Source organism: Bacillus sp. SRB_331 (genome assembly GCF_003264175.1).
GTDB classification, from domain to species: Bacteria; Bacillota; Bacilli; order Bacillales; family Bacillaceae_G; genus Bacillus_A; species Bacillus_A mycoides.
This window is the reverse complement of the sequence record NZ_NADV01000007.1, coordinates 189,744-209,603: the sequence shown is the minus strand read 5'-3', so window position 1 is coordinate 209,603 and position 19,860 is coordinate 189,744. Positions and strand designations below refer to the sequence as shown.

Below are 19,860 nucleotides of genomic sequence, written 5' to 3'. Positions count from 1 at the left end.
ACTATTTAATTCATTATAGCAAACTTCAAATTCCTATGTCGATATATTGGGAACAGAAACAACAATTAATACTTGCTGAGCAAATCTATTTTTACAACTCATTATAAATGTGTAAAATAAATATAGAAATTCTATATGTTTTCAAGCAATCATAAAAAACATAAACTACAAAAAGGTGGTTCTTATGTATATACAGTGGGTGATATAAATGAAAAAACAAACACATGTAAGTATTCTTATAAGCATTTCATTGTTGTATATAGCTATTCATTACGTATCAATGTCCTTTTTATATGAGTACGCACTCCCATTTCAAATATTAACTGGAATAAGTACCATATTAATTGATATTACAATTTGCAGTTATATATTTTATTTTTCAAATATAAAACAAGGGTTATCTCGTTTGTTTTGGATAACATTAACTATCGGATCCTTCTCTTATTTCATCGGCGATATAGTAGTTGCTTATCAACGCTTAATTCTGCATGACTACTATACATTCGTTGATCCATCAGACTTTTTTTACTTATTATTTTTAGTTAGCTTTGCATTTGCCTTTCTATATGAAATTATTTATGGCCGAGATTTATTGGAACAGCTTTTTACGATATGTGATATTTGTATTATTGTTACTGCTCAATTTACTTTAAGCTACTATTTACTTATTGAAAGAACCATTCATATTTTTACAACATCATATATCGACATGTTTGTTCAACTCACGTATCCAATGGCTGATCTACTCTTTCTTTTAATAGGAATCAACCTTTTATTCAGACCATTATCCTTACTACCAAAGCAAGTTGGTGCTCTTCTTGGCAGTGCTTTAATTTTGTATGCTACTACGGATTCTATTTATGCTTATATAAAATACTTCCAGCCTGAGCACTCTATGTTCACAGTTGCTCCATTCTATCAAGTAACCTTATTATTGGTAGCAATCGCTTGTATACTTCACACAAAAGAGCCCGAAAAACAAGAACAAATATTACTAACGCCTCAATTTGGTGAATCAATCCGATTATCATTACCGTATATTTCTGTCGTGATGCTTATTGTTTTTATATTGGTCGAAAATGTTTTTGCACCTATCGTAGTAATTGGACTTATGGTAACTTTCGCCTTCGTTCTCATACGCCATATGTTAGTTCGAAGACAAAATAAAATATTATTGCTAGCACAAATGCAATTCAGCTTAGAACTCGAGAAACAAATCGAACTACGTACAGAAGATTTAGTAGAACAAAAAAATGAGTTATATCATAACCAACAAATGTTTAAATCTTTATACGAGCATCATCCAGATCCAATTTTCACATTAGATTTGTACGGTAATTTTCTCAATGTGAACAACGCTGGAACTACTTTACTCGGTTATCAAACGAATGAATTATTAAACCAACCATACTATTCACTTATGTATGAAGAAGATTTAGAAGAAATCATTACTGCCTTTCATCACGTGAAAAAAGGGAAATCTATTTCTTTAGAAATACGGGCATATCATAAAAATAGAGATATTTACTACTTACATGTTACAGCTGTTCCCATCTTTTTAAAGGAACATATTTCTGGGGCCTATTTAATGATTAAAGATATTACAGAAAGCAAGCAGCAACAAGAGCAAATTAATTTCCTAGCATATCATGATACTTTAACGGAACTTGCAAATCGCCGTTCATTTCATCTGCAGTTAGAACAAGCAATTGTACGAGCAAAACTATCGAAAAGACCTTTTGCTGTTATGTTTCTCGATTTAGACCGTTTTAAAGTTATTAACGATACTCTCGGTCACCGGGTAGGAGATCTTCTTTTAATTGCTGTAGCAAAAAGACTAGAACGAATATCGACGTCAAATATGAAACTTGCTCGGTTAGCTGGGGATGAGTTCACAATTCTTATAGAAGATTATAAAGAAGATAGAGATGTACAAAAAATAGCTGATATGATTGTACTATCTATGAATGAGCCATTCGAAATTGAAAATCAACATTTACAAATCTCGCCAAGTATCGGGATTGCAATATACCCAGAAGCAGGCGAAGATCCGTTATCTATTTTACAACATGCTGATATGGCCATGTACGAAACCAAAAATAAAGGAAAGAATGGTAGCTCACTTTATACGAAAGAGTTATATAAAAAAATGGAGCGAAAAGCTCGAATTGAAAAAGATTTACCACTTGCTTTAGTAAATAAAGAATTCTTTCTCGTCTATCAACCACAAGTTGACATTACAACGAATAAAATCATCGGTGCCGAAGCTTTAATCCGTTGGAAACACCCACTATTAGGTGACATTTCACCATGTGAGTTCATTCCGATTGTGGAAGAGACTCCGCAGGTCATCCCACTTGGGCATTGGGTGCTACGAGAGTCTTGTCGTCAACTAAAAATATGGCAAAGTTTTGGATACACAAACTTAAAAATGAGTGTCAATTTATCAGCGAAAGAATTTCAACAAAATCAATTAATCGAAAATATTTCACAAATACTAAAGGACGTTAAAATTGACCCGAAAGATGTAACACTTGAACTAACAGAACGAATTGCGATGATTGATGAAAAAGAAACATTATCGAGACTAAAGCAATTAAAAGAATATGGTATTCAAACGTCCATTGATGACTTCGGTACCGGCTACTCTTCTCTTGCTTATTTATCAATTTTCCCTATCGATACATTAAAAGTACCAAAAGAATTTACACAACTAGCCGATCATCGGCCTGAAGAAAGAGCCATCGTTTCCACTATCCTTTCCCTTGCAAATACTTTAAATCTCTCTGTCGTTGCTGAAGGAATTGAAACAGAAAAACAGCTTAAGTTTCTGCAAAAAAACAACTGTAAATACATGCAAGGTTACTATTTCAGTAAACCTCTAACAAGTAAACAGTTTATAAAATTCCTACAAAAAACACCCAGTATGAACCAATAGTTCACACTGGGTGTTTTTTAAAGTGTCGGAATTCTTTTTTCGTAATATTCTTCTGCAATCTCTTCGTAAAAAGCTGCTGTCGTTGTATAAAAATATGGAATCAACCATAAAAATCCAATCCCTAATGTAATACAACTTAATATAAACCAACCAATAAAACTTAAACATAAAATGAAATACTCCATCTTATGTCCAGCCATCATATGACGGCTTTCTGTAATAGCTTGGTTCAATGAGTACTCAGGATGATCATTTAAAACATAATACGTCATCGCATAAGAAAATGATTTAATAATGCCTGGAATAATAAAAAGCAAGAACCATAAAAAAATATAAACATTTACTAGTATATATACTAAAAATGACTTTAGAAACTTTGTACCTTCTGTAAACCAGCTGAATAGATGCCCAATACGAACTTCTTTTTCCCGAATTATATGTAGCGCTAAACAATAGCCACCTAGCGTTAATGGACCCACTATAAAAATTGTAATAATCTCTATTGAAAGCGAACTATTCCATTCTCCCCAGTTCCATACTTGCGAAAAAATAAATTTAATACTAACACTAAAAGCTGACGTAAGAATCCAAATAAGTAATGTAGCCCCTACACCTAATCCCCATTTCCCTTCCAGTGAATCTAGCGCTTCTCCTTTTAAATCACTAATCATAATTAGCCTCCAATACGTAACAATTCTATTAGTATAGCACGTCCCTACTGCAATTCACCTTTTGCAATATAGCGATAAAAGTGCGCTGTCGTTGTACCTACATATGGACTAAGCCAAAGAAATCCTATTCCAAGAGTAAGAATTGCTAAAATAGCCCATCCTATGAAGCTAAGCCATAAAAGAAATAAATCTAGTTTATGCCCCTTCATAAAGTTCTTACTTTCTTTCATCGCCTGTGAAACGCTATAATCTGGATTTTCAACCATAACATAATACGTCATCGCATAAGAAAAATACATCACAATCATTACAACAATCGAAATAGCTAATAGTACAAAGAAAGCAATCGTTAATGATACATTCCCTTCCTCACCAAAAAATGCGAATACACCTAGTAACAACATCGGAATCCACGTACCTGTATATAACAAAATCGCAAGCATAGCCCACATTGTTTTCATCATTCTTTTAAAGCCACGAAATCCTTCAAATAAATAATCTACTCTAGCATCTTCTCGTTTACTAATTTGTAGCAACACATTCGTATAACCGTATGATGTAATACCATAAGATGCATTACTCAAAATGATCATTATGCAATAAAAAATTCCAAATGCAATACCTGCACCGACTGATATTGCTTCCTCTTCAATTGAACCCGCTAAACCAACAACTAAGAAAAATATAATAATTCCTGGAATTAAAAGTATAAGCATTGCAGCCATTGAAACAACATAACTTAAAATAATATGTAAAATTGTTGATCCAACACCTAGTCCCCATTTTCCTTTTAAAGAGTACAATGCTTCTCGTTTCATTTCACCGATCATTTGTTCATCTCCTTTATGAAATATAAATTGTTATATATTCTCTACTTATACAAACAACAATATAATTATACCAATTTTGTCAGTTCATTCTATCTAATAAATTGAGTTTCAGTTTCGACATTTAAATAAAACACAGCTATGCATAACAAAAAGATAACCTGCAGTTCTTTTTATTTCTCGATTTTCACTTGGCATCGGGCAGAAAAAGGCTCTGACCGCTTCTATGCATGGTTGGATGCTCTCTCCTACCTAAAAAAGAGGCGTTTTTTTCCTCTTTTAATTTATATCCATAACAAAAAATCCGTAAGGGTCAGAGCCCTTACGGATTTTTTTACTTCATATCAGAAACGTTTAAACGGTTCACAGCACGCTGCAAGGCCATTTCTGCACGTCTAAAGTCAACATGTGCTTGTTTATCTTGCATACGTTGCTCAGCGCGACGTTTCGATTCATTTGCACGATGGATATCGATATGGTTTGCTTCTTCAGCAGATGATGATAATACAGTTACTTTATCTGGACGAACTTCGATAAAGCCACCGCTTACTGCTACATAATCAGTGTGCCCACCATTTTTCAGACGAACTGCACTAATTTTTAACGGTGCAACAGTTGGAATGTGACCTGGTAAGATCCCCATTTCCCCACTCTCTGCTTTTACGCTTACCATTTCTACTTCTTTTTCGTAAACCGGTCCATCAGGAGTTACAATACTGACTGGAAATGTCTTCATAATTCGTCCCTCCTAAGGCCTTACGCCATCATTTTCTTCGCGTTTTCAATAACTTCTTCAATGCTACCAACAAGACGGAATGCATCTTCTGGAAGGTCATCATATTTTCCTTCTAGAATTTCTTTGAAGCCACTAACTGTATTTTTCACAGGTACGTAAGAACCTTTTTGACCTGTGAACTGCTCAGCTACGTGGAAGTTTTGAGATAAGAAGAATTGAATACGACGAGCACGATGCACAACTAACTTATCTTCTTCAGATAACTCATCCATACCTAAGATAGCGATGATATCTTGAAGCTCTTTATAACGCTGTAAAGTTTGCTGTACTTGACGAGCTACTTCATAATGCTCTTCTCCTACGATTTCTGGAGAAAGTGCACGAGACGTAGATGCTAATGGATCTACGGCTGGGTAAATACCCATTTGTGTTAAACGACGCTCTAAGTTTGTTGTTGCATCTAAGTGAGCGAACGTTGTAGCTGGTGCTGGGTCAGTATAGTCATCGGCTGGTACGTATACCGCTTGGATAGACGTGATAGACCCTTTATTTGTAGATGTAATACGCTCTTGTAATTGACCCATTTCTGTTGCAAGTGTTGGTTGGTAACCTACCGCAGATGGCATACGACCAAGAAGGGCAGATACTTCAGAACCTGCTTGCGTGAAACGGAAGATGTTATCGATGAACAATAGTACGTCTTGTCCTTGCTCATCACGGAAATGTTCAGCCATTGTTAAACCTGTTAATGCAACACGTTGACGTGCTCCAGGTGGCTCGTTCATTTGTCCAAATACCATCGCAGTTTTCTTAATTACGCCAGAATCGCTCATTTCGTGGTATAAGTCATTACCCTCACGAGTACGCTCACCTACACCAGCGAATACAGAGATACCACCGTGCTCTTGTGCGATGTTGTTAATTAATTCCTGAATTAATACCGTTTTACCTACACCGGCACCACCGAATAGACCGATCTTACCACCCTTAATGTAAGGAGCAAGTAAATCTACTACTTTAATACCAGTTTCAAGAATTTCTATTCTTGTAGATAGTTCTTCGAATGCAGGTGCTTGACGGTGAATTGGATCACGACGTACATCCGCAGGAACATCACCATCTAAGTCAATTGCATCACCTAATACGTTGAATACGCGACCAAGTGTTACATCACCAACTGGTACAGAGATTGCTTTACCAGTATCTTCTACTTCTGTGCCACGAACAAGTCCATCTGTGGAAGACATCGCAACTGTACGAACTGTGTCATCACCTAAATGAAGTGCAACTTCAAATGTTAAGTTGATGCTCGCTCCGTTTTCGTTGCTTTGTTTTACCGTAAGGGCGTTGTAGATTGCTGGTAGCTTTCCGCCATCAAACTTAACGTCTACAACCGGACCCATGATTTGCGTAACGCGCCCTTTATTCATCGGGTTCCCTCCTAGCTTTCTTTTAATTAGCCAGCTTTCTAAGAGAAGTCGGCTTTTAATTTTTTATTACTATTCTAACGCTGCTGCTCCACCAACGATTTCCGTAATTTCTTGCGTAATCGCTGCTTGACGCGCACGGTTGAATGAAAGTGTAAGTGAATCGATAACTTCCATTGCGTTGTCTGTAGCACTCTTCATTGCTGTCATACGCGCCGCGTGCTCACTTGCTTTACCGTCTAGTAATGCACCGTACACTAAGCTTTCTGCGTATTGTGGCAATAATACTTTTAAAATTTCTTCTTCAGAAGGTTCGAATTCATAAGCTGTCGTCGGTTTATTAGACGCCACATCCGTAAGCGGTAAAATTTTATTTTCCGTTACTTCTTGTGAAATTTTACTTACATAATGGTTGTAGTAAATGTACAGCTCATCATAAGCACCGTCTGCGAACATCGCAATTGCTCGAGAAGCAAGATCTTTAATATCAGTAAATGATGGGTGGTCAGATAATCCAACTACTTCATCAATGATGTTAAAGCCGCGACGTTTTAAATAATCACGTCCTAGTCGTCCAAGCACAATAATTGAATATTGGTTTGAATCCATATTATGACGTTCACGAACTACGTTACTTACTGTACGTAATACGTTACTGTTATAACCACCTGCTAGTCCGCGATCAGATGTAATAACGATGTATCCTGTACGCTTTACAGGACGCGCATTTAGCATTGGATGATTAATTCCTTTACTTCCTTGCGCAATGCTCGCTACTACTTCTTGAATCTTTTCCATATACGGAACGAAAGATTTAGCATTTTGCTCTGCACGGTTTAACTTAGATGCAGATACCATCTCCATCGCTTTCGTAATTTGACTCGTTTTCTTTGTCGAGGTAATCTTCGCTTTTATATCGCGTAAAGATGCCACAGGTTTTCACCACCTTTTTTCCGGAAGTTGGCACGATTAGTAAGAATCCTCTTTCTAATCTACGTTGCAAGATATTCTTGCTCATGATTGAAGGAAAAGAATAGGTGCACCTACTCTTTTCCTTTACATAACCGTCGGCAATCTCAAAGATTGAGATGCCTTTATATTATCTAGCTCCAGCGGCTTGAATGCTCGGTGGCTTCACTTCTTCCTACGAGGCAAAAACCGCCTCTTCGTCAGAAGCTCCATCCCCCTCACATTCAGAACGAGCCGCTTCCGCTTTTATTTATTATTCAGAAGCTACGAATACTTTTTTAAATCCGTTAATTGCTGCTGCAAACTTGTCGTCATCCGCAAGTTTCTTAGTTGTGCGGATTTCTTCTAATAAGTCAGTTGCATTTGAATCTAACCAAGCATGGAATTCTTCTTCGAAACGAGTGATATCTGCTACTGGGATATCATCTAGGAATCCACGTGTTAAAGCGTAAAGAATGATAACTTGTTTCTCTACACGTAACGGTTTGTGTAATCCTTGTTTTAATACCTCAACTGTACGAGCACCACGGTTTAATTTCGCTTGTGTTGCTTTATCAAGGTCAGAACCGAACTGAGCGAACGCTTCTAACTCACGGTAAGATGCAAGGTCAAGACGAAGTGTACCTGATACTTTACTCATCGCTTTAATCTGAGCAGATCCACCAACACGAGATACAGAAGTACCCGCATCGATCGCTGGACGTACGCCAGAGAAGAATAGGTCAGATTGTAAGAAGATTTGTCCATCCGTAATCGAAATTACGTTTGTTGGGATGTAAGCTGATACGTCCCCTGCTTGTGTTTCGATGAAAGGTAGTGCAGTTAAAGAACCGCCGCCTCTTGCATCACTTAATTTTGCTGCACGCTCTAATAAGCGAGAATGTAAGTAGAATACATCCCCTGGATATGCTTCACGACCTGGAGGACGACGTAATAGTAATGAAAGCTCACGGTAAGCCGCTGCTTGTTTTGATAAGTCATCATATACTACTAATACGTGTTTACCATTGTACATGAACTCTTCACCCATTGTTACACCAGCATAAGCAGCTAGGTATAATAATGGAGCTGGTTGAGAAGCTGATGCAGTTACAACGATTGTGTAATCTAATGCACCGTGCTTACGTAGTGTTTCTACTACGTTACGTACTGTTGATTCTTTTTGTCCGATAGCTACATAGATACAAATCATATCTTCATCTTTTTGGTTAATGATTGTATCAAGTGCAACTGCTGTTTTACCTGTTTGGCGGTCACCGATGATTAACTCACGTTGACCACGGCCAATTGGTACAAGAGCATCGATCGCTTTAATACCTGTTTGAAGTGGTTCATGAACAGATTTACGATCCATTACACCTGGTGCTGGACTTTCGATTGGACGAGTGTTTGTTGTATTGATTGGGCCTAAACCATCAACTGGTTGACCTAATGGGTTTACAACACGACCGATTAGTTCTTTTCCTACTGGTACTTGCATGATGCGACCAGTACGACGAACTTCGTCACCTTCACGGATTTCTGTGTAAGGTCCTAAAATAATGATACCTACGTTGTTTTCCTCTAAGTTTTGTGCTAGTCCCATAACGCCGTTAGAGAACTCTACAAGTTCACCAGCCATAACGTTATCAAGACCATGAGCACGCGCAATACCGTCACCGACTTGGATAACTGTACCAACATCACTAACTTCGATTTCAGACTGATAGTTCTCGATTTGTTGCTTTATCAGTGCGCTAATTTCTTCAGCTCTGATGCTCATGTGCTTCACCCCTATCTATTCTTCATTAATTCACGCTGAATACGTGCTAATTTTCCTTGTAAGCTTCCGTCGTAAATGCGATTTCCAATACGTACTTTAATGCCGCCTAGTAAATCTTCATCCACAACATTTTTCACGCGAATTGCATCTTTTCCTGTTTTTTTTGCAAATGCTTCTGCAATGTTAAGTTTTTCTTCTTCCGATAGAAGACGAATAGAATATACAGTTGCATCCGCTACGTTACGTTCTTCATTAGCAAGAACAACATATTCATTTGCAATTTCAGGTAGGATATCAATACGCTTGTTATCAATTAAAATATATAACGTATTTAAAATAGATTCAGAAACAGATGCGAATACGTTTGCAAGAAACGTTTTCTTCTGCTCTTTTGAAATGTTCGGTTGCGTTAAAAAGCTATGTAGTTCTCCGTTCTTTGTAAAAACGTTTTGTACAAGGCGTAATTCCTCTTCAAACATTTCTAATACGTGTTTTTCTTTTGCAATTTTGAAAAGAGCGACAGCATAACGTTTTGCTACAATCCCATTGCTCATCGCGCTTCTCCTACTTCTTTAATATAATCGCGAATTAACTTCACTTGATCTTCTTCTTTTAATTCTTTTTCAATTACTTTAGAAGCAATATGAACAGATAAAGAAGCAACTTGTTCTTGTAAAGCAGCAATCGCTTGCTCTTTTTCGCGTTGAATTTCTTGTACAGCAGATGTTTTAATTGATTCTGCTTCTTCTTTCGCAGCAGCAACAATAACATCCTTTTGATCTACAGCTTGTTTCTTCGCTCTTTCGATTAACTCTTGTGCTTCAACACGCGATTGTTTTAACATTTCACGTTGTTCTTCTACTAATTTCTTCGCTTCAGCATTACTTCTTTCTGCAGCGTCGATTTCATTAGTAACATGCTCTTCACGTTCTTTCATAATTCCCATTAAAGGACCCCACGCGAATTTGCGTAGCATTACTAATAGAAGTAAGAAAATGAACAATGTATAAGCAATCGTTCCAAATGGAATGGAAGCCCCTAATAATAAAGTTGGCACAAGGATTCACTCCCTTCAAAATATCTAAATTGATCATATGAAAAAAAAAGACATACGTTTCGTTCATAAAGCAATGGCGAAGAAAGTTCGGAAAAACACTCTTCGCCATCTATGTAAGGGGAGTCTCCCTTATTTGTTCATTACGATGAAAGCAATAACTACACCGATAATTGGAAGTGCCTCAACTAATGCAACCCCGATGAACATAATTGTTTGAAGTGCGCCTTTTAATTCTGGTTGACGAGCAACACCTTCGATTGTACGTGATACGATAAGACCGTTACCAATACCTGCACCTAATGCTGATAAACCAATTGCAATTGCAGCTGCGATTACACCTAAACTCATTTAATTTGTCCTCCTTTGTATTATAAAAAAATAAATTTTTTCTTACTTAAATTATATTAATGGTCATGGCTTACTTTATGAGCCATATAAACCATCGTTAACATTACGAAAATAAATGACTGGATTGAACCAACGAATACGCTGAATCCCATCCATGCTAACATCGGTACAAGTGCACCTAATGCTCCTAAGAATGATGCCCCGCCTAACTTAGCAAGTAATCCTAATAAGATTTCACCTGCGTAAATGTTACCAAATAAACGAAGACCTAACGTTAATGTGTTAGCAAACTCCTCAATAACCTTTAATGGGAATAAGAATTTCATAGGTTGGAAATAACCTTTAACATATTCTTTCGTACCCTTCATCTTAATTCCATAATAATGGGTGAGGGTAACTACCATCACGGCTAATGTTAATGCAACTGCTGGATCAGACGTTGGTGATCTCCACCATGCAATATGTTCGCCAGCCTCAACTGTTGAATACATGAATGGTAAACCAAGGAAGTTCGATACGATGATAAACATGATAAGCGTAACGCCAAGCGTTAAGAAACGTCCACCTGTTTTCCAATCCATCGTACTATTGATAATCCCTTTCACGAAGTCAAACACCCATTCCATGAAATTTTGCATCCCGGTTGGGCGAAGCGCTAAGCTGCGAGTTCCGATAACAGCGATTAAGAAAACAATAACTGCTGCTACAGTAACCATCATAACTGATGACAAATCGAACGTTAAACCTAGAAATTCAACTAATTTACCGTGTTCCACTAGTAATTCACCTCTCTTCCCTGCTCGTATACTCTAAATAAAGAAAATCTATGATCATGACAAGGTATCCTGTCAGCAATCCTACACCTAAGCCCCACATCGCAATTAACTCTTGATATTTGGCTGCAAATAAAATTAATAACCCAATCGTGGCGAATCTTGAATATGTACTTACCGCTGTCGCCTTAAACTTCACGTTTTCTCCATTTGTTACGCGATCTAATAGCTTGTCTGTTCTACGTGCAATGATGCGCAAACTAAGAAAACTGAAAATCGTTCCGATAATCAGCCCAAGAAATACATCCTTGTAAGAGGTAATTCCCCATCCTAGCACTAGAAGCGCAAGCAAGTAGTACATATATTTCTTTTGTCGTTGGACAAGTCCATGTACGTCTATCATCATTGCTCTCCCGAATAGTAATGTTGAATGAGTCGAATCATTGCGTATACCCCTGTTCCTAACCCGAGTAATAACCCTATAATAAGAAACAACGGAAACGTTCCAACCTTATTATCAATCCATTGCCCACCAAAGATTCCGATAAGAATAGAACCAACTAACTGAGCAAGTATTCCTGACATTAAAGCATACGCTTTTATATGGCTGCGATCGTTTTTTTGCAAGGATTCATCCCTCCAATATGTAACCCTCATTCACGATGTGTTAATAATAACTCATTTTTCTGCATAAATTCTATACAAAATAAAAAGTTTACATTTTCGTCACGGAATAGATGCATTTTTGTCACTGAAAGCCCTACCATCTATCCCCGTTGTTAGCATACAATAGGGTATTAATAGTGTCAACGAGAAATCGTAAAAAATCAAAAAATTTGAGTATTAGGCATTTCCTCCCAAAAATGAAAACGTTCCCCTTCTAAATACTGGTTAGAGATATGCAATTTCTAACAGTTTTCTCTTTATAATAGAAGAAAATGTTCACAAGTTTGTCACTATTATATTTTTAAGATATAGCGCTTTCCTTCCATAATATAGTGTCCCCGAGACGTAAGACTTCTATATTATATGTGATGTGTATATAACTTATGTTGTATATACCCTGTATATTTATCTCCCCCTCCCCCGTGCGCTGAGGGCGAAAAAAAAAAACGAGCGGGGAATCCCCCTCTCGTCTGTTGTCTTACTTCGTTCCGAATAAACGGTCACCAGCATCACCAAGACCTGGAACTACATAACCATGGTCATTTAACTTCTCATCTAATGCCGCTACATAAATATCAACATCAGGATGCTCTTCCTGCACTACTTTTACTCCTTCTGGAGCAGCTACGATACACATTAATTTAATTTGCTTTGCACCGCGCTTTTTCAGAGAATTAATTGCTTCAGCCGCAGAACCACCTGTTGCTAGCATCGGATCTAGTACGATAAAGTCACGCTCTTCTACATCCGTTGGAAGTTTCACATAGTATTCTACCGGTTGCAATGTTTCAGGGTCACGGTATAAGCCAACGTGTCCTACTTTTGCTGCTGGAATTAATTTCAGAATTCCATCAACCATTCCTAAACCTGCACGTAAAATCGGAATTAAACCAAGTTTTTTACCAGCGATCACTTTTGTTGTCGCTTTGCTTACAGGTGTTTCAATTTCAATGTCTTCAAGTGGAAGGTCACGAGTAATCTCGAAAGCCATTAAGCTTGCTACTTCGTCCACTAATTCACGAAAATCTTTCGTACCTGTATTCTTATCGCGAATATATGTAATCTTATGTTGAATTAACGGGTGATCAAATACATACAGTTTTCCCATGTGAATCTCTCCTTTAGATGATATTCATGCGTTTACACGCTTCTTTACACTATTTACGATTGTAAAGAAAACGCTACTAATATTCAAGGGCAAATTTGGTAAAATCATGATTTTACGATGAATCTATCTAGTATCTTTACCAATTATGGGAGCTGTATCCTTCATTATATCGCCAAAATTTATTCATCATTTGTATACATACTTTAAAAACAATATATGTCCACAAAAAAAGACTACTAAAACAATTACGTTTCAGCAGTCTTTTTTAATCTATTATAGATTTGTATACATTGGGAATTTGCTCGTTAACGCTTCTACACGTTTGCGCGCTTCTTCTAGTTCAGCTTCATTCTCATGATTTTTTAATGTATGAGCAATAATTGCTGCAATCTCATCCATTTCTTCTAAACCGAAATCACGTGATGTTACCGCCGCTGTACCGATACGTACACCGCTTGTTACAAATGGACTTGCTGTTTCAAATGGAATCGTATTTTTATTCACTGTAATACCAACTTCATCTAATACGTGCTCTGCTACTTTACCTGTAATTTCCAAGTTACGAACATCAATTAAGATTAAATGATTGTCTGTTCCACCAGAAACAAGTGTAAGTCCTTCCTTTTGAAGGCCTTCAGCTAAACGATTCGCATTATTAATGATATTTTGTGCATATGTTTTAAACTCATCTTGTAGTGTCTCACCAAATGCAACAGCTTTTGCAGCAATTACATGCATAAGTGGGCCACCTTGAATACCAGGGAAGATTGATTTATCAATTTGTTTTGCAAATTGCTCTTCACATAAAATCATACCGCCACGTGGGCCACGTAATGTTTTATGTGTTGTTGTTGTAACAAAATGTGCATGTGGTACTGGATTTGGATGTAAACCAGCTGCTACTAAACCGGCGATATGTGCCATATCAACCATTAAGTACGCGCCCACTTCATCTGCAATCTCACGGAATCGTTTGAAATCGATAACACGAGGATATGCACTTGCACCTGCAACGATTAATTTTGGTTTATGTTCTTTCGCTTTTGCTAATACATCATCGTAATTAATACGGTGAGATTCAGCATCCACGCCATATTCTACGAAATTATATTGTACTCCACTGAAGTTAACAGGGCTTCCGTGTGTTAAGTGACCACCATGAGATAAATTCATGCCAAGTACTGTATCGCCTTGCTCTAAAATCGTGAAGTATACTGCCATGTTCGCTTGTGCACCAGAATGTGGTTGAACATTTACATGCTCTGCGCCAAAAATTTCTTTCGCGCGATCACGTGCGATATCTTCTACTACGTCTACGTGTTCACAACCACCATAGTAACGTTTTCCAGGATATCCTTCAGCATACTTATTCGTTAGAACAGAACCTTGCGCCTCCATTACTGCTTCACTTACGAAGTTTTCCGAAGCAATTAACTCGATCTTTGAACGCTGTCTTCCTAGTTCTGCCTCAATTGCAGCAAATACCTTTTCATCTTGACGTTTTAAATGATTCACCAAAATCCCCCTTTTCTGAACGAATTACATCAATTCCCAATAGTTTTTTCTCATTTATTCAGAAAAAACGAAAATTCAGGTTGTAATTCTTTCGAACCTTCATGTTTTCAACTACATTCTAACATGACTTTCTATATCATAAAAGAAAAAAAAAGACCAAAATTGGTCTTTTCTTTCTTCTATTATAAGGTCAGACTACATACCTTTTACCTTTCGATATACAGCTGTTATAAGACTTTATAATTTTTCATGTTTAACGGCAAGGAATAGCTTCTTCATTTGCCGCATAAACGGCACGTGCTCCACCTATTAGTTTCCCACGTGTTTTCGCCATCGTTACATGCGCACTTCCTATTTCCTTCACACTTGTACGAACCGGTACAGCTACATGCTTTAAATGCATACCGATAAATGTATCGCCGATATCCATTCCTGCATCTGCTTTAATAAACTCAATTACTACCGGATCTTTAAAATTGTGATACGCATACGTCGCTAATGCACCACCTGCTGATCTAACAGGCGTAACTGTTACAATTTCAAATTGATATTTCATCGCTACATCTCTCTCAACTACTAAAGCACGATTTAAATGCTCACAACATTGAAACGCCAATTCAATACCTGTTCTCTCTTGAAATTGTTTTAACTCAGAAAAAATCGCCTCTGCCACTTCCATCGTTCCTGATGTTCCAATTCTTTCACCTAGCACTTCGCTCGTGCTACACCCCACTACAAAAATTTGACCACTTTGCAGCGTGGCTTGTTCTTGGAAATCAGAAAGCGACATTTGTAGCTGTTCTCTTACCTTTACGATTTCTGTCATTACGCCTCTTCCTTTCACAGGTTGGTTCACCAAATTATATTTCATACTACTTATAGTTAGAATCTATTACTTTGTTTCGTACGTTTTAATTTTTCCTACTCGGTTTTCGTGACGGCCACCTTCATAGTCAGTTGTTAGCCAAATTTTCGCGATATCACGCGCTAGACCAGCTCCAATTACACGCTCGCCCATCGCTAACATGTTAGTGTCATTATGCTCTCTCGTCGCTTTCGCACTGAAAGTATCATGAACTAATGCACAACGAATACCATTTACTTTGTTTGCTGCGATTGACATACCAATGCCTGTCCCGCAAACTAAAATACCACGATCCACTTCACCATTCGCGACCATTTCTGCTGCTGGAAACGCAAAATCAGGGTAATCAACAGAACCAGCTTCACATTCACAACCTAAATCAATATATTCAATATTTAACTCTTCTAATAAACTTACAAGTTCTTTACGGATATTCATACCGCCGTGATCAGATGCTACTACTACTTTCATTTTTACCCCTCCGAAGTTTCAATCAATTATCTTCATTTCACACTCGCTACCTTAATGGAACAAAGTGATCCCCAATATCGTATTATACACGAAACATCAACCTTCTGAATGTTTTTTCAGTAAAGTTTGTACAAGTTTTTCCATCTCCTCTAACGTTTCTTTATAAATAGAAAGCGATCCGCCAAATGGATCTGAAATATCCTTACTTACACCCTTAGTTAATCCATATAATGTATCCAATTTCTTTTCCACGCTCGGATAATACCCAAGTACAATTTGCTTATGGTTTTCCGTCATTGTTACTACAATATCCGCCCAATCAACCAAAGTATCGTTTACCTGCTGCGCGGCATGATCGATTACAATTCCTTTTTCAGCTAAAGCTTCCTTTGCATGTATCGACACATCGCTTCCAGGATAGGCGAAGACACCAGCAGATTGCACTTCAAATTTACCTTCTCCATAATGACGAAGCAAAGCCTCAGCCATCGGACTACGGCATGTATTTCCAGTGCAAACAAATAACACCCGTTTCATCTAAACCCACCCCTTTTTTTCTGTTTCCTACATTTATCCCGATTGGTGAAGGCTAATAATCAGCGGGGGATGAACACCCTCCGCTGATTAAAGTTTCACTTTATCATAGCGTACATTAGAATAGAACAAAAGAAATGTGAATATACGAAAGGCGCATTTCTCTTATATTTTTTCTAAGAAAAATGCGCCTTATCCACATATATGAAACCCTATTTCCAAGTGCCCAAAGTATTTTACCATACATAACGAACACACTACGAAACAAAATAAGGAATCCATTTCATATGAAACGGATTCCTTCTATCAAATAATTATTTCATTGTAACTTTCATTACTTCTGTTGAACCTTTTGTAGCTGTTACACCTACAGTTGTCTTAATAGACTCAGCTGCATCTGTGTTTGTAATAACGATTGGAGTAATTGTGCTTTTCGCTTTTTCACGAATTAATTCTAAGTCAAATGAGATTAATTTATCTCCAGCTTTTACAGCTTGTCCTTCAGAAACGTGAGCTTCGAAACCTTCACCTTCCATTTTTACAGTTTCTAATCCAACGTGGATTAAAATTTCTGTACCGTTTTTCGCTTTAATTCCAATAGCATGTTTCGTGTGGAATAATTGTACGATTTCACCATCAACTGGAGATACAACTACACCTTCAGTAGGATCGATCGCAACACCGTCACCCATCATACGACCAGCGAATACTGGATCTGGTACTTCTTCAATATTTTTCACTGCTCCAGTTAATGGAGCTACGATTGTTTCTTCATTTGTTTTTGAACCAAAACCGAATAATTTTTTAAACATAGGATAGTCCTCCTTATAATTTACCTAAAAGTTTATAGGGCAATCTCTATTCAAGATCGAAATACACGTAAGACTTCATACTTCGAATGTTATACTGTAAAAACGCTTTCGAAATAAATCATGTCATTACTACTAGACTCTTATTGTAGCGCCTCACAAAATTCCAGTCAATTCTGATTGTCTGAATAACAATAAGAAGTTAACTTCTACTTATATTTTCTCTTTTTTTCACTTGCTTGTCTAGAGGTCTTTACTACATTTTATTTTTTGTTGTTAATTTGTAAAATTAATTTCAAACTTTTTTCAAAATCCACTTGACTAAAGTAAGTAACTATTTTATTATTACTTACATAAGATAAGTTAATAACTTTTAGGAGGTTTTTTAAATGATGGATATCGGTCTTCTTATTATTCGTCTTATTATAGGTATTACATTCATGGGTCATGGCGCTCAAAAATTATTCGGTTGGTTCGGCGGTTATGGCTTAAAAGGAACAGGTGGCTGGATGGAATCAATCGGGTTACGCCCTGGTGTATTCATGGCATTTATGGCTGGCGCAACTGAATTATTAGGTGGTTTCTTATTTGCAGCAGGTATTTTCACTGTAATTGGTTCATTATTTATCGTTGGAACAATGTTAATGGCAATCTTCACTGTTCACGGAAAAAATGGTTACTGGGTAACACAAGACGGATTTGAATATAATTTAATTTTAATCGCCGTTGCAGTTGGTGTAGCTTTAATCGGTCCTGGCGCATACGTTTTACTTTAATATTTATCTCTATTTCGAGATATTTACCAAAAAAGAGATTACTTCAAATTGAGGTAATCTCTTTTTCACATCATCAAAAAAATATTTTTTTCAGCAGGAGATTCCCATTGATATCTTGTAAACAAACAATAAGTATTCATATTTAGAAAGGGGATTACAACATGTTATCCATTAATCCAAACGAACAAACCGAAAAAGATAATTACAAATTACTAACAGGAAGTATCATTCCACGTCCTGTTGCATTCGTTACTTCTGTAACTAAAGATGGTGTATTGAACGGTGCGCCCTATAGTTATTTCAATATCGTCGCTGCCAATCCACCACTTATCTCAGTTTCAGTACAACGCAAAGAAGGAAAACCGAAAGACACTTCCAGAAACGCAATAGAAAAAGGGGAATTTGTCGTACATATTTCTGATGAATCTTACGTAGAAGCGATCAACGAAACAGCAGCCAACCTCCCTCCTAATGAAAGTGAAATCGAATTAGCAAAACTAACACCGATTGACAGTGATGTCATTTCAGTACCAGGAGTTAAAGAAGCAAACATTCGAATGGAGTGCATATTAGAACGCGCTATCCCACTCGGCGGAACCGAAGACTCGCCAGCTTGTGACCTACTAATCGGCCGCGTCGTTCGCTTTCACGTCGCTGAACACTTATACGAAAACGGTCGAATTCACGCCGAAGAACTAAAACCAATAAGCCGCCTAGCAGGACACAACTATGCAAAACTAGGAGAACAATTTGAATTAGTGAGGCCTATCTAAAAGTGGAGGCGACTCGCTCAGAATGAGAGGGGGATGGAGCTCCTGACGTAGAGGCGCTTTTTGCCTCGCAGGAAGGCGCGAAGCCACCGACCATTCTAGCCGCTGGAGCTGGATACATTTAAAAGCGGAACCGACTGCCCAGACCCGGTGGCTAAGGTTCTTCCTCACAGAAGATGCTTTTTATCTTCTCGTGGGGAAGGTTCTTAGACTCAAGAGCCTAGGAGGTGAATCTGGCCACTGGAACTGGATATATCCCCTAAAAGCGCAAGGGGCCCGTTCACTTCCATCACCTAAACATAACCCCCCGCTGAAAGCGGGGGATTTTTTATCGTAATTCTTCGTTCTTCTCCTCTAATGCCGGTAATTTCTCTTTTTTAGATCTACCAAGCTTTATTACAAAGAAATATAAGGAAAGTAACGTAATAAGGAAAACAATTAAAAACGGGTACGGAGAATAAAAAGTACGCGCCGCCTCCGATTTTCCTGCAACAAACTTCAATGACTCAATATCTAAAAACTCAGCAAACATTTGTACACCGAGCATACTGAACCAAAAAACAAAAAAACTAATAATAATACCAAAAACTTGCTTCAATCTCGTCATTCATCTCATCCTTTCTATATTTGTAATTTTTTAGTGTGATCAATATAGTACAAACGAAACTATGCACAGAAAGGAACTATCTCACCATTCACGAATTAACTTAATCCAACCTAACATCGAAATTTGCAAAATAACACCCAATATTATAAGTCTTCTTAGCCATCGAGGAAAGAAGGTTAAAAGCTTAACATACCATTCCAATAGCTTGTTCATAATTCCCTCCTACATAAA

The 19,860-nt window shown here is 37.4% G+C and carries 24 protein-coding genes; 3 read left to right on the top strand and 21 right to left on the bottom strand.

The window, feature by feature from the left end; genetic code table 11:
- Positions 1 to 208: 208 nt before the first annotated feature.
- On the top strand, positions 209 to 2,938 hold the full coding sequence (locus B5P42_RS04695; protein WP_113733749.1) for an EAL domain-containing protein: 2,730 nt from the start codon (positions 209 to 211) through the stop codon (positions 2,936 to 2,938).
- Positions 2,939 to 2,955: 17 nt separating this feature from the next.
- Here the strand turns inward: B5P42_RS04695 and B5P42_RS04690 are convergent, their stop codons facing one another.
- From B5P42_RS04690 to B5P42_RS04595, 19 genes are all read right to left on the bottom strand, one after another.
- Positions 2,956 to 3,609 (bottom strand): DUF975 family protein, encoded by a 654-nt coding sequence (locus B5P42_RS04690; protein ID WP_113733748.1) that lies wholly within the window; start codon positions 3,607 to 3,609, stop codon positions 2,956 to 2,958.
- A 44-nt stretch (positions 3,610 to 3,653) separates the two neighbouring features.
- Positions 3,654 to 4,439, bottom strand: coding sequence for a DUF975 family protein (locus tag B5P42_RS04685; protein ID WP_113733747.1), 786 nt, complete (start codon positions 4,437 to 4,439; stop codon positions 3,654 to 3,656).
- Positions 4,440 to 4,770: 331 nt separating this feature from the next.
- Positions 4,771 to 5,172, bottom strand: coding sequence for a F0F1 ATP synthase subunit epsilon (gene atpC, locus B5P42_RS04675; protein WP_002016279.1), 402 nt, complete (start codon positions 5,170 to 5,172; stop codon positions 4,771 to 4,773).
- A 20-nt stretch (positions 5,173 to 5,192) separates the two neighbouring features.
- Positions 5,193 to 6,602 (bottom strand): F0F1 ATP synthase subunit beta, encoded by a 1,410-nt coding sequence (gene atpD / locus B5P42_RS04670; RefSeq protein ID WP_002034913.1) that lies wholly within the window; start codon positions 6,600 to 6,602, stop codon positions 5,193 to 5,195.
- 69 nt (positions 6,603 to 6,671) lie between these two features.
- Positions 6,672 to 7,532, bottom strand: coding sequence for a F0F1 ATP synthase subunit gamma (gene atpG, locus B5P42_RS04665; protein WP_002034912.1), 861 nt, complete (start codon positions 7,530 to 7,532; stop codon positions 6,672 to 6,674).
- A gap of 289 nt (positions 7,533 to 7,821) precedes the next feature.
- Positions 7,822 to 9,330, bottom strand: a complete 1,509-nt coding sequence (atpA, locus tag B5P42_RS04660; RefSeq protein ID WP_002034911.1) for a F0F1 ATP synthase subunit alpha — start codon at positions 9,328 to 9,330, stop codon at positions 7,822 to 7,824.
- Between the two features lie 11 nt (positions 9,331 to 9,341).
- Complete coding sequence (atpH, locus tag B5P42_RS04655; protein WP_002130060.1) at positions 9,342 to 9,884, bottom strand: F0F1 ATP synthase subunit delta; 543 nt, start codon at positions 9,882 to 9,884, stop codon at positions 9,342 to 9,344.
- Positions 9,881 to 10,387, bottom strand: coding sequence for a F0F1 ATP synthase subunit B (atpF, locus tag B5P42_RS04650; protein WP_002016287.1), 507 nt, complete (start codon positions 10,385 to 10,387; stop codon positions 9,881 to 9,883). Before atpF ends, atpH begins: the two co-directional genes overlap by 4 nt.
- Positions 10,388 to 10,516: 129 nt before the next feature.
- A complete protein-coding gene (gene atpE / locus B5P42_RS04645; RefSeq protein ID WP_000052064.1) occupies positions 10,517 to 10,735 on the bottom strand; it encodes a F0F1 ATP synthase subunit C in 219 nt (72 codons plus the stop codon).
- A 56-nt stretch (positions 10,736 to 10,791) separates the two neighbouring features.
- On the bottom strand, positions 10,792 to 11,511 hold the full coding sequence (atpB, locus tag B5P42_RS04640) for a F0F1 ATP synthase subunit A (protein WP_000399874.1): 720 nt from the start codon (positions 11,509 to 11,511) through the stop codon (positions 10,792 to 10,794).
- A gap of 7 nt (positions 11,512 to 11,518) precedes the next feature.
- Positions 11,519 to 11,911 carry an ATP synthase subunit I gene (locus tag B5P42_RS04635; RefSeq protein WP_002016288.1) on the bottom strand — a complete coding sequence of 131 codons (393 nt, stop codon included), beginning with the start codon at positions 11,909 to 11,911 and terminating at the stop codon, positions 11,519 to 11,521.
- Positions 11,911 to 12,135 carry an AtpZ/AtpI family protein gene (locus B5P42_RS04630; RefSeq protein WP_002089742.1) on the bottom strand — a complete coding sequence of 75 codons (225 nt, stop codon included), beginning with the start codon at positions 12,133 to 12,135 and terminating at the stop codon, positions 11,911 to 11,913. The genes B5P42_RS04635 and B5P42_RS04630 overlap by 1 nt, the downstream gene beginning before the upstream one ends.
- 26 nt (positions 12,136 to 12,161) lie before the next feature.
- Positions 12,162 to 12,275 (bottom strand): DUF4024 domain-containing protein, encoded by a 114-nt coding sequence (locus B5P42_RS04625; protein WP_000232963.1) that lies wholly within the window; start codon positions 12,273 to 12,275, stop codon positions 12,162 to 12,164.
- A gap of 377 nt (positions 12,276 to 12,652) precedes the next feature.
- The gene (gene upp / locus B5P42_RS04620) at positions 12,653 to 13,282 is read right to left on the bottom strand and encodes a uracil phosphoribosyltransferase (protein ID WP_002034907.1); all 630 of its coding nucleotides are present in this window, start codon (positions 13,280 to 13,282) and stop codon (positions 12,653 to 12,655) included.
- Positions 13,283 to 13,555: 273 nt separating this feature from the next.
- On the bottom strand, positions 13,556 to 14,797 hold the full coding sequence (gene glyA, locus B5P42_RS04615) for a serine hydroxymethyltransferase (RefSeq protein WP_002034906.1): 1,242 nt from the start codon (positions 14,795 to 14,797) through the stop codon (positions 13,556 to 13,558).
- A gap of 253 nt (positions 14,798 to 15,050) precedes the next feature.
- The gene (locus B5P42_RS04610) at positions 15,051 to 15,623 is read right to left on the bottom strand and encodes a TIGR01440 family protein (protein ID WP_002130064.1); all 573 of its coding nucleotides are present in this window, start codon (positions 15,621 to 15,623) and stop codon (positions 15,051 to 15,053) included.
- Between the two features lie 66 nt (positions 15,624 to 15,689).
- On the bottom strand, positions 15,690 to 16,133 hold the full coding sequence (gene rpiB, locus B5P42_RS04605) for a ribose 5-phosphate isomerase B (RefSeq protein WP_000869917.1): 444 nt from the start codon (positions 16,131 to 16,133) through the stop codon (positions 15,690 to 15,692).
- 96 nt (positions 16,134 to 16,229) lie between these two features.
- Positions 16,230 to 16,670, bottom strand: coding sequence for a low molecular weight protein arginine phosphatase (locus B5P42_RS04600; RefSeq protein ID WP_088031721.1), 441 nt, complete (start codon positions 16,668 to 16,670; stop codon positions 16,230 to 16,232).
- A gap of 311 nt (positions 16,671 to 16,981) precedes the next feature.
- The gene (locus B5P42_RS04595; RefSeq protein ID WP_002016294.1) at positions 16,982 to 17,479 is read right to left on the bottom strand and encodes a PTS sugar transporter subunit IIA; all 498 of its coding nucleotides are present in this window, start codon (positions 17,477 to 17,479) and stop codon (positions 16,982 to 16,984) included.
- Between the two features lie 386 nt (positions 17,480 to 17,865).
- Between B5P42_RS04595 and B5P42_RS04590 the strand changes: the two genes are divergently transcribed.
- Positions 17,866 to 18,252, top strand: coding sequence for a DoxX family protein (locus tag B5P42_RS04590; protein ID WP_002113051.1), 387 nt, complete (start codon positions 17,866 to 17,868; stop codon positions 18,250 to 18,252).
- Positions 18,253 to 18,413: 161 nt separating this feature from the next.
- Positions 18,414 to 19,025: a flavin reductase family protein gene (locus tag B5P42_RS04585; protein WP_002034901.1), complete on the top strand. Its 612-nt coding sequence runs from the start codon at positions 18,414 to 18,416 to the stop codon at positions 19,023 to 19,025.
- Positions 19,026 to 19,350: 325 nt separating this feature from the next.
- Here B5P42_RS04585 and B5P42_RS04580 read toward each other — a convergent pair whose 3' ends face one another.
- Together B5P42_RS04580 and B5P42_RS32510 are read right to left on the bottom strand one after the other, a co-directional pair.
- Complete coding sequence (locus B5P42_RS04580) at positions 19,351 to 19,629, bottom strand: DUF3935 domain-containing protein (protein ID WP_113733745.1); 279 nt, start codon at positions 19,627 to 19,629, stop codon at positions 19,351 to 19,353.
- Positions 19,630 to 19,710: 81 nt separating this feature from the next.
- Positions 19,711 to 19,842 (bottom strand): hypothetical protein, encoded by a 132-nt coding sequence (locus B5P42_RS32510; RefSeq protein ID WP_002139014.1) that lies wholly within the window; start codon positions 19,840 to 19,842, stop codon positions 19,711 to 19,713.
- Positions 19,843 to 19,860 lie beyond the last annotated feature (18 nt).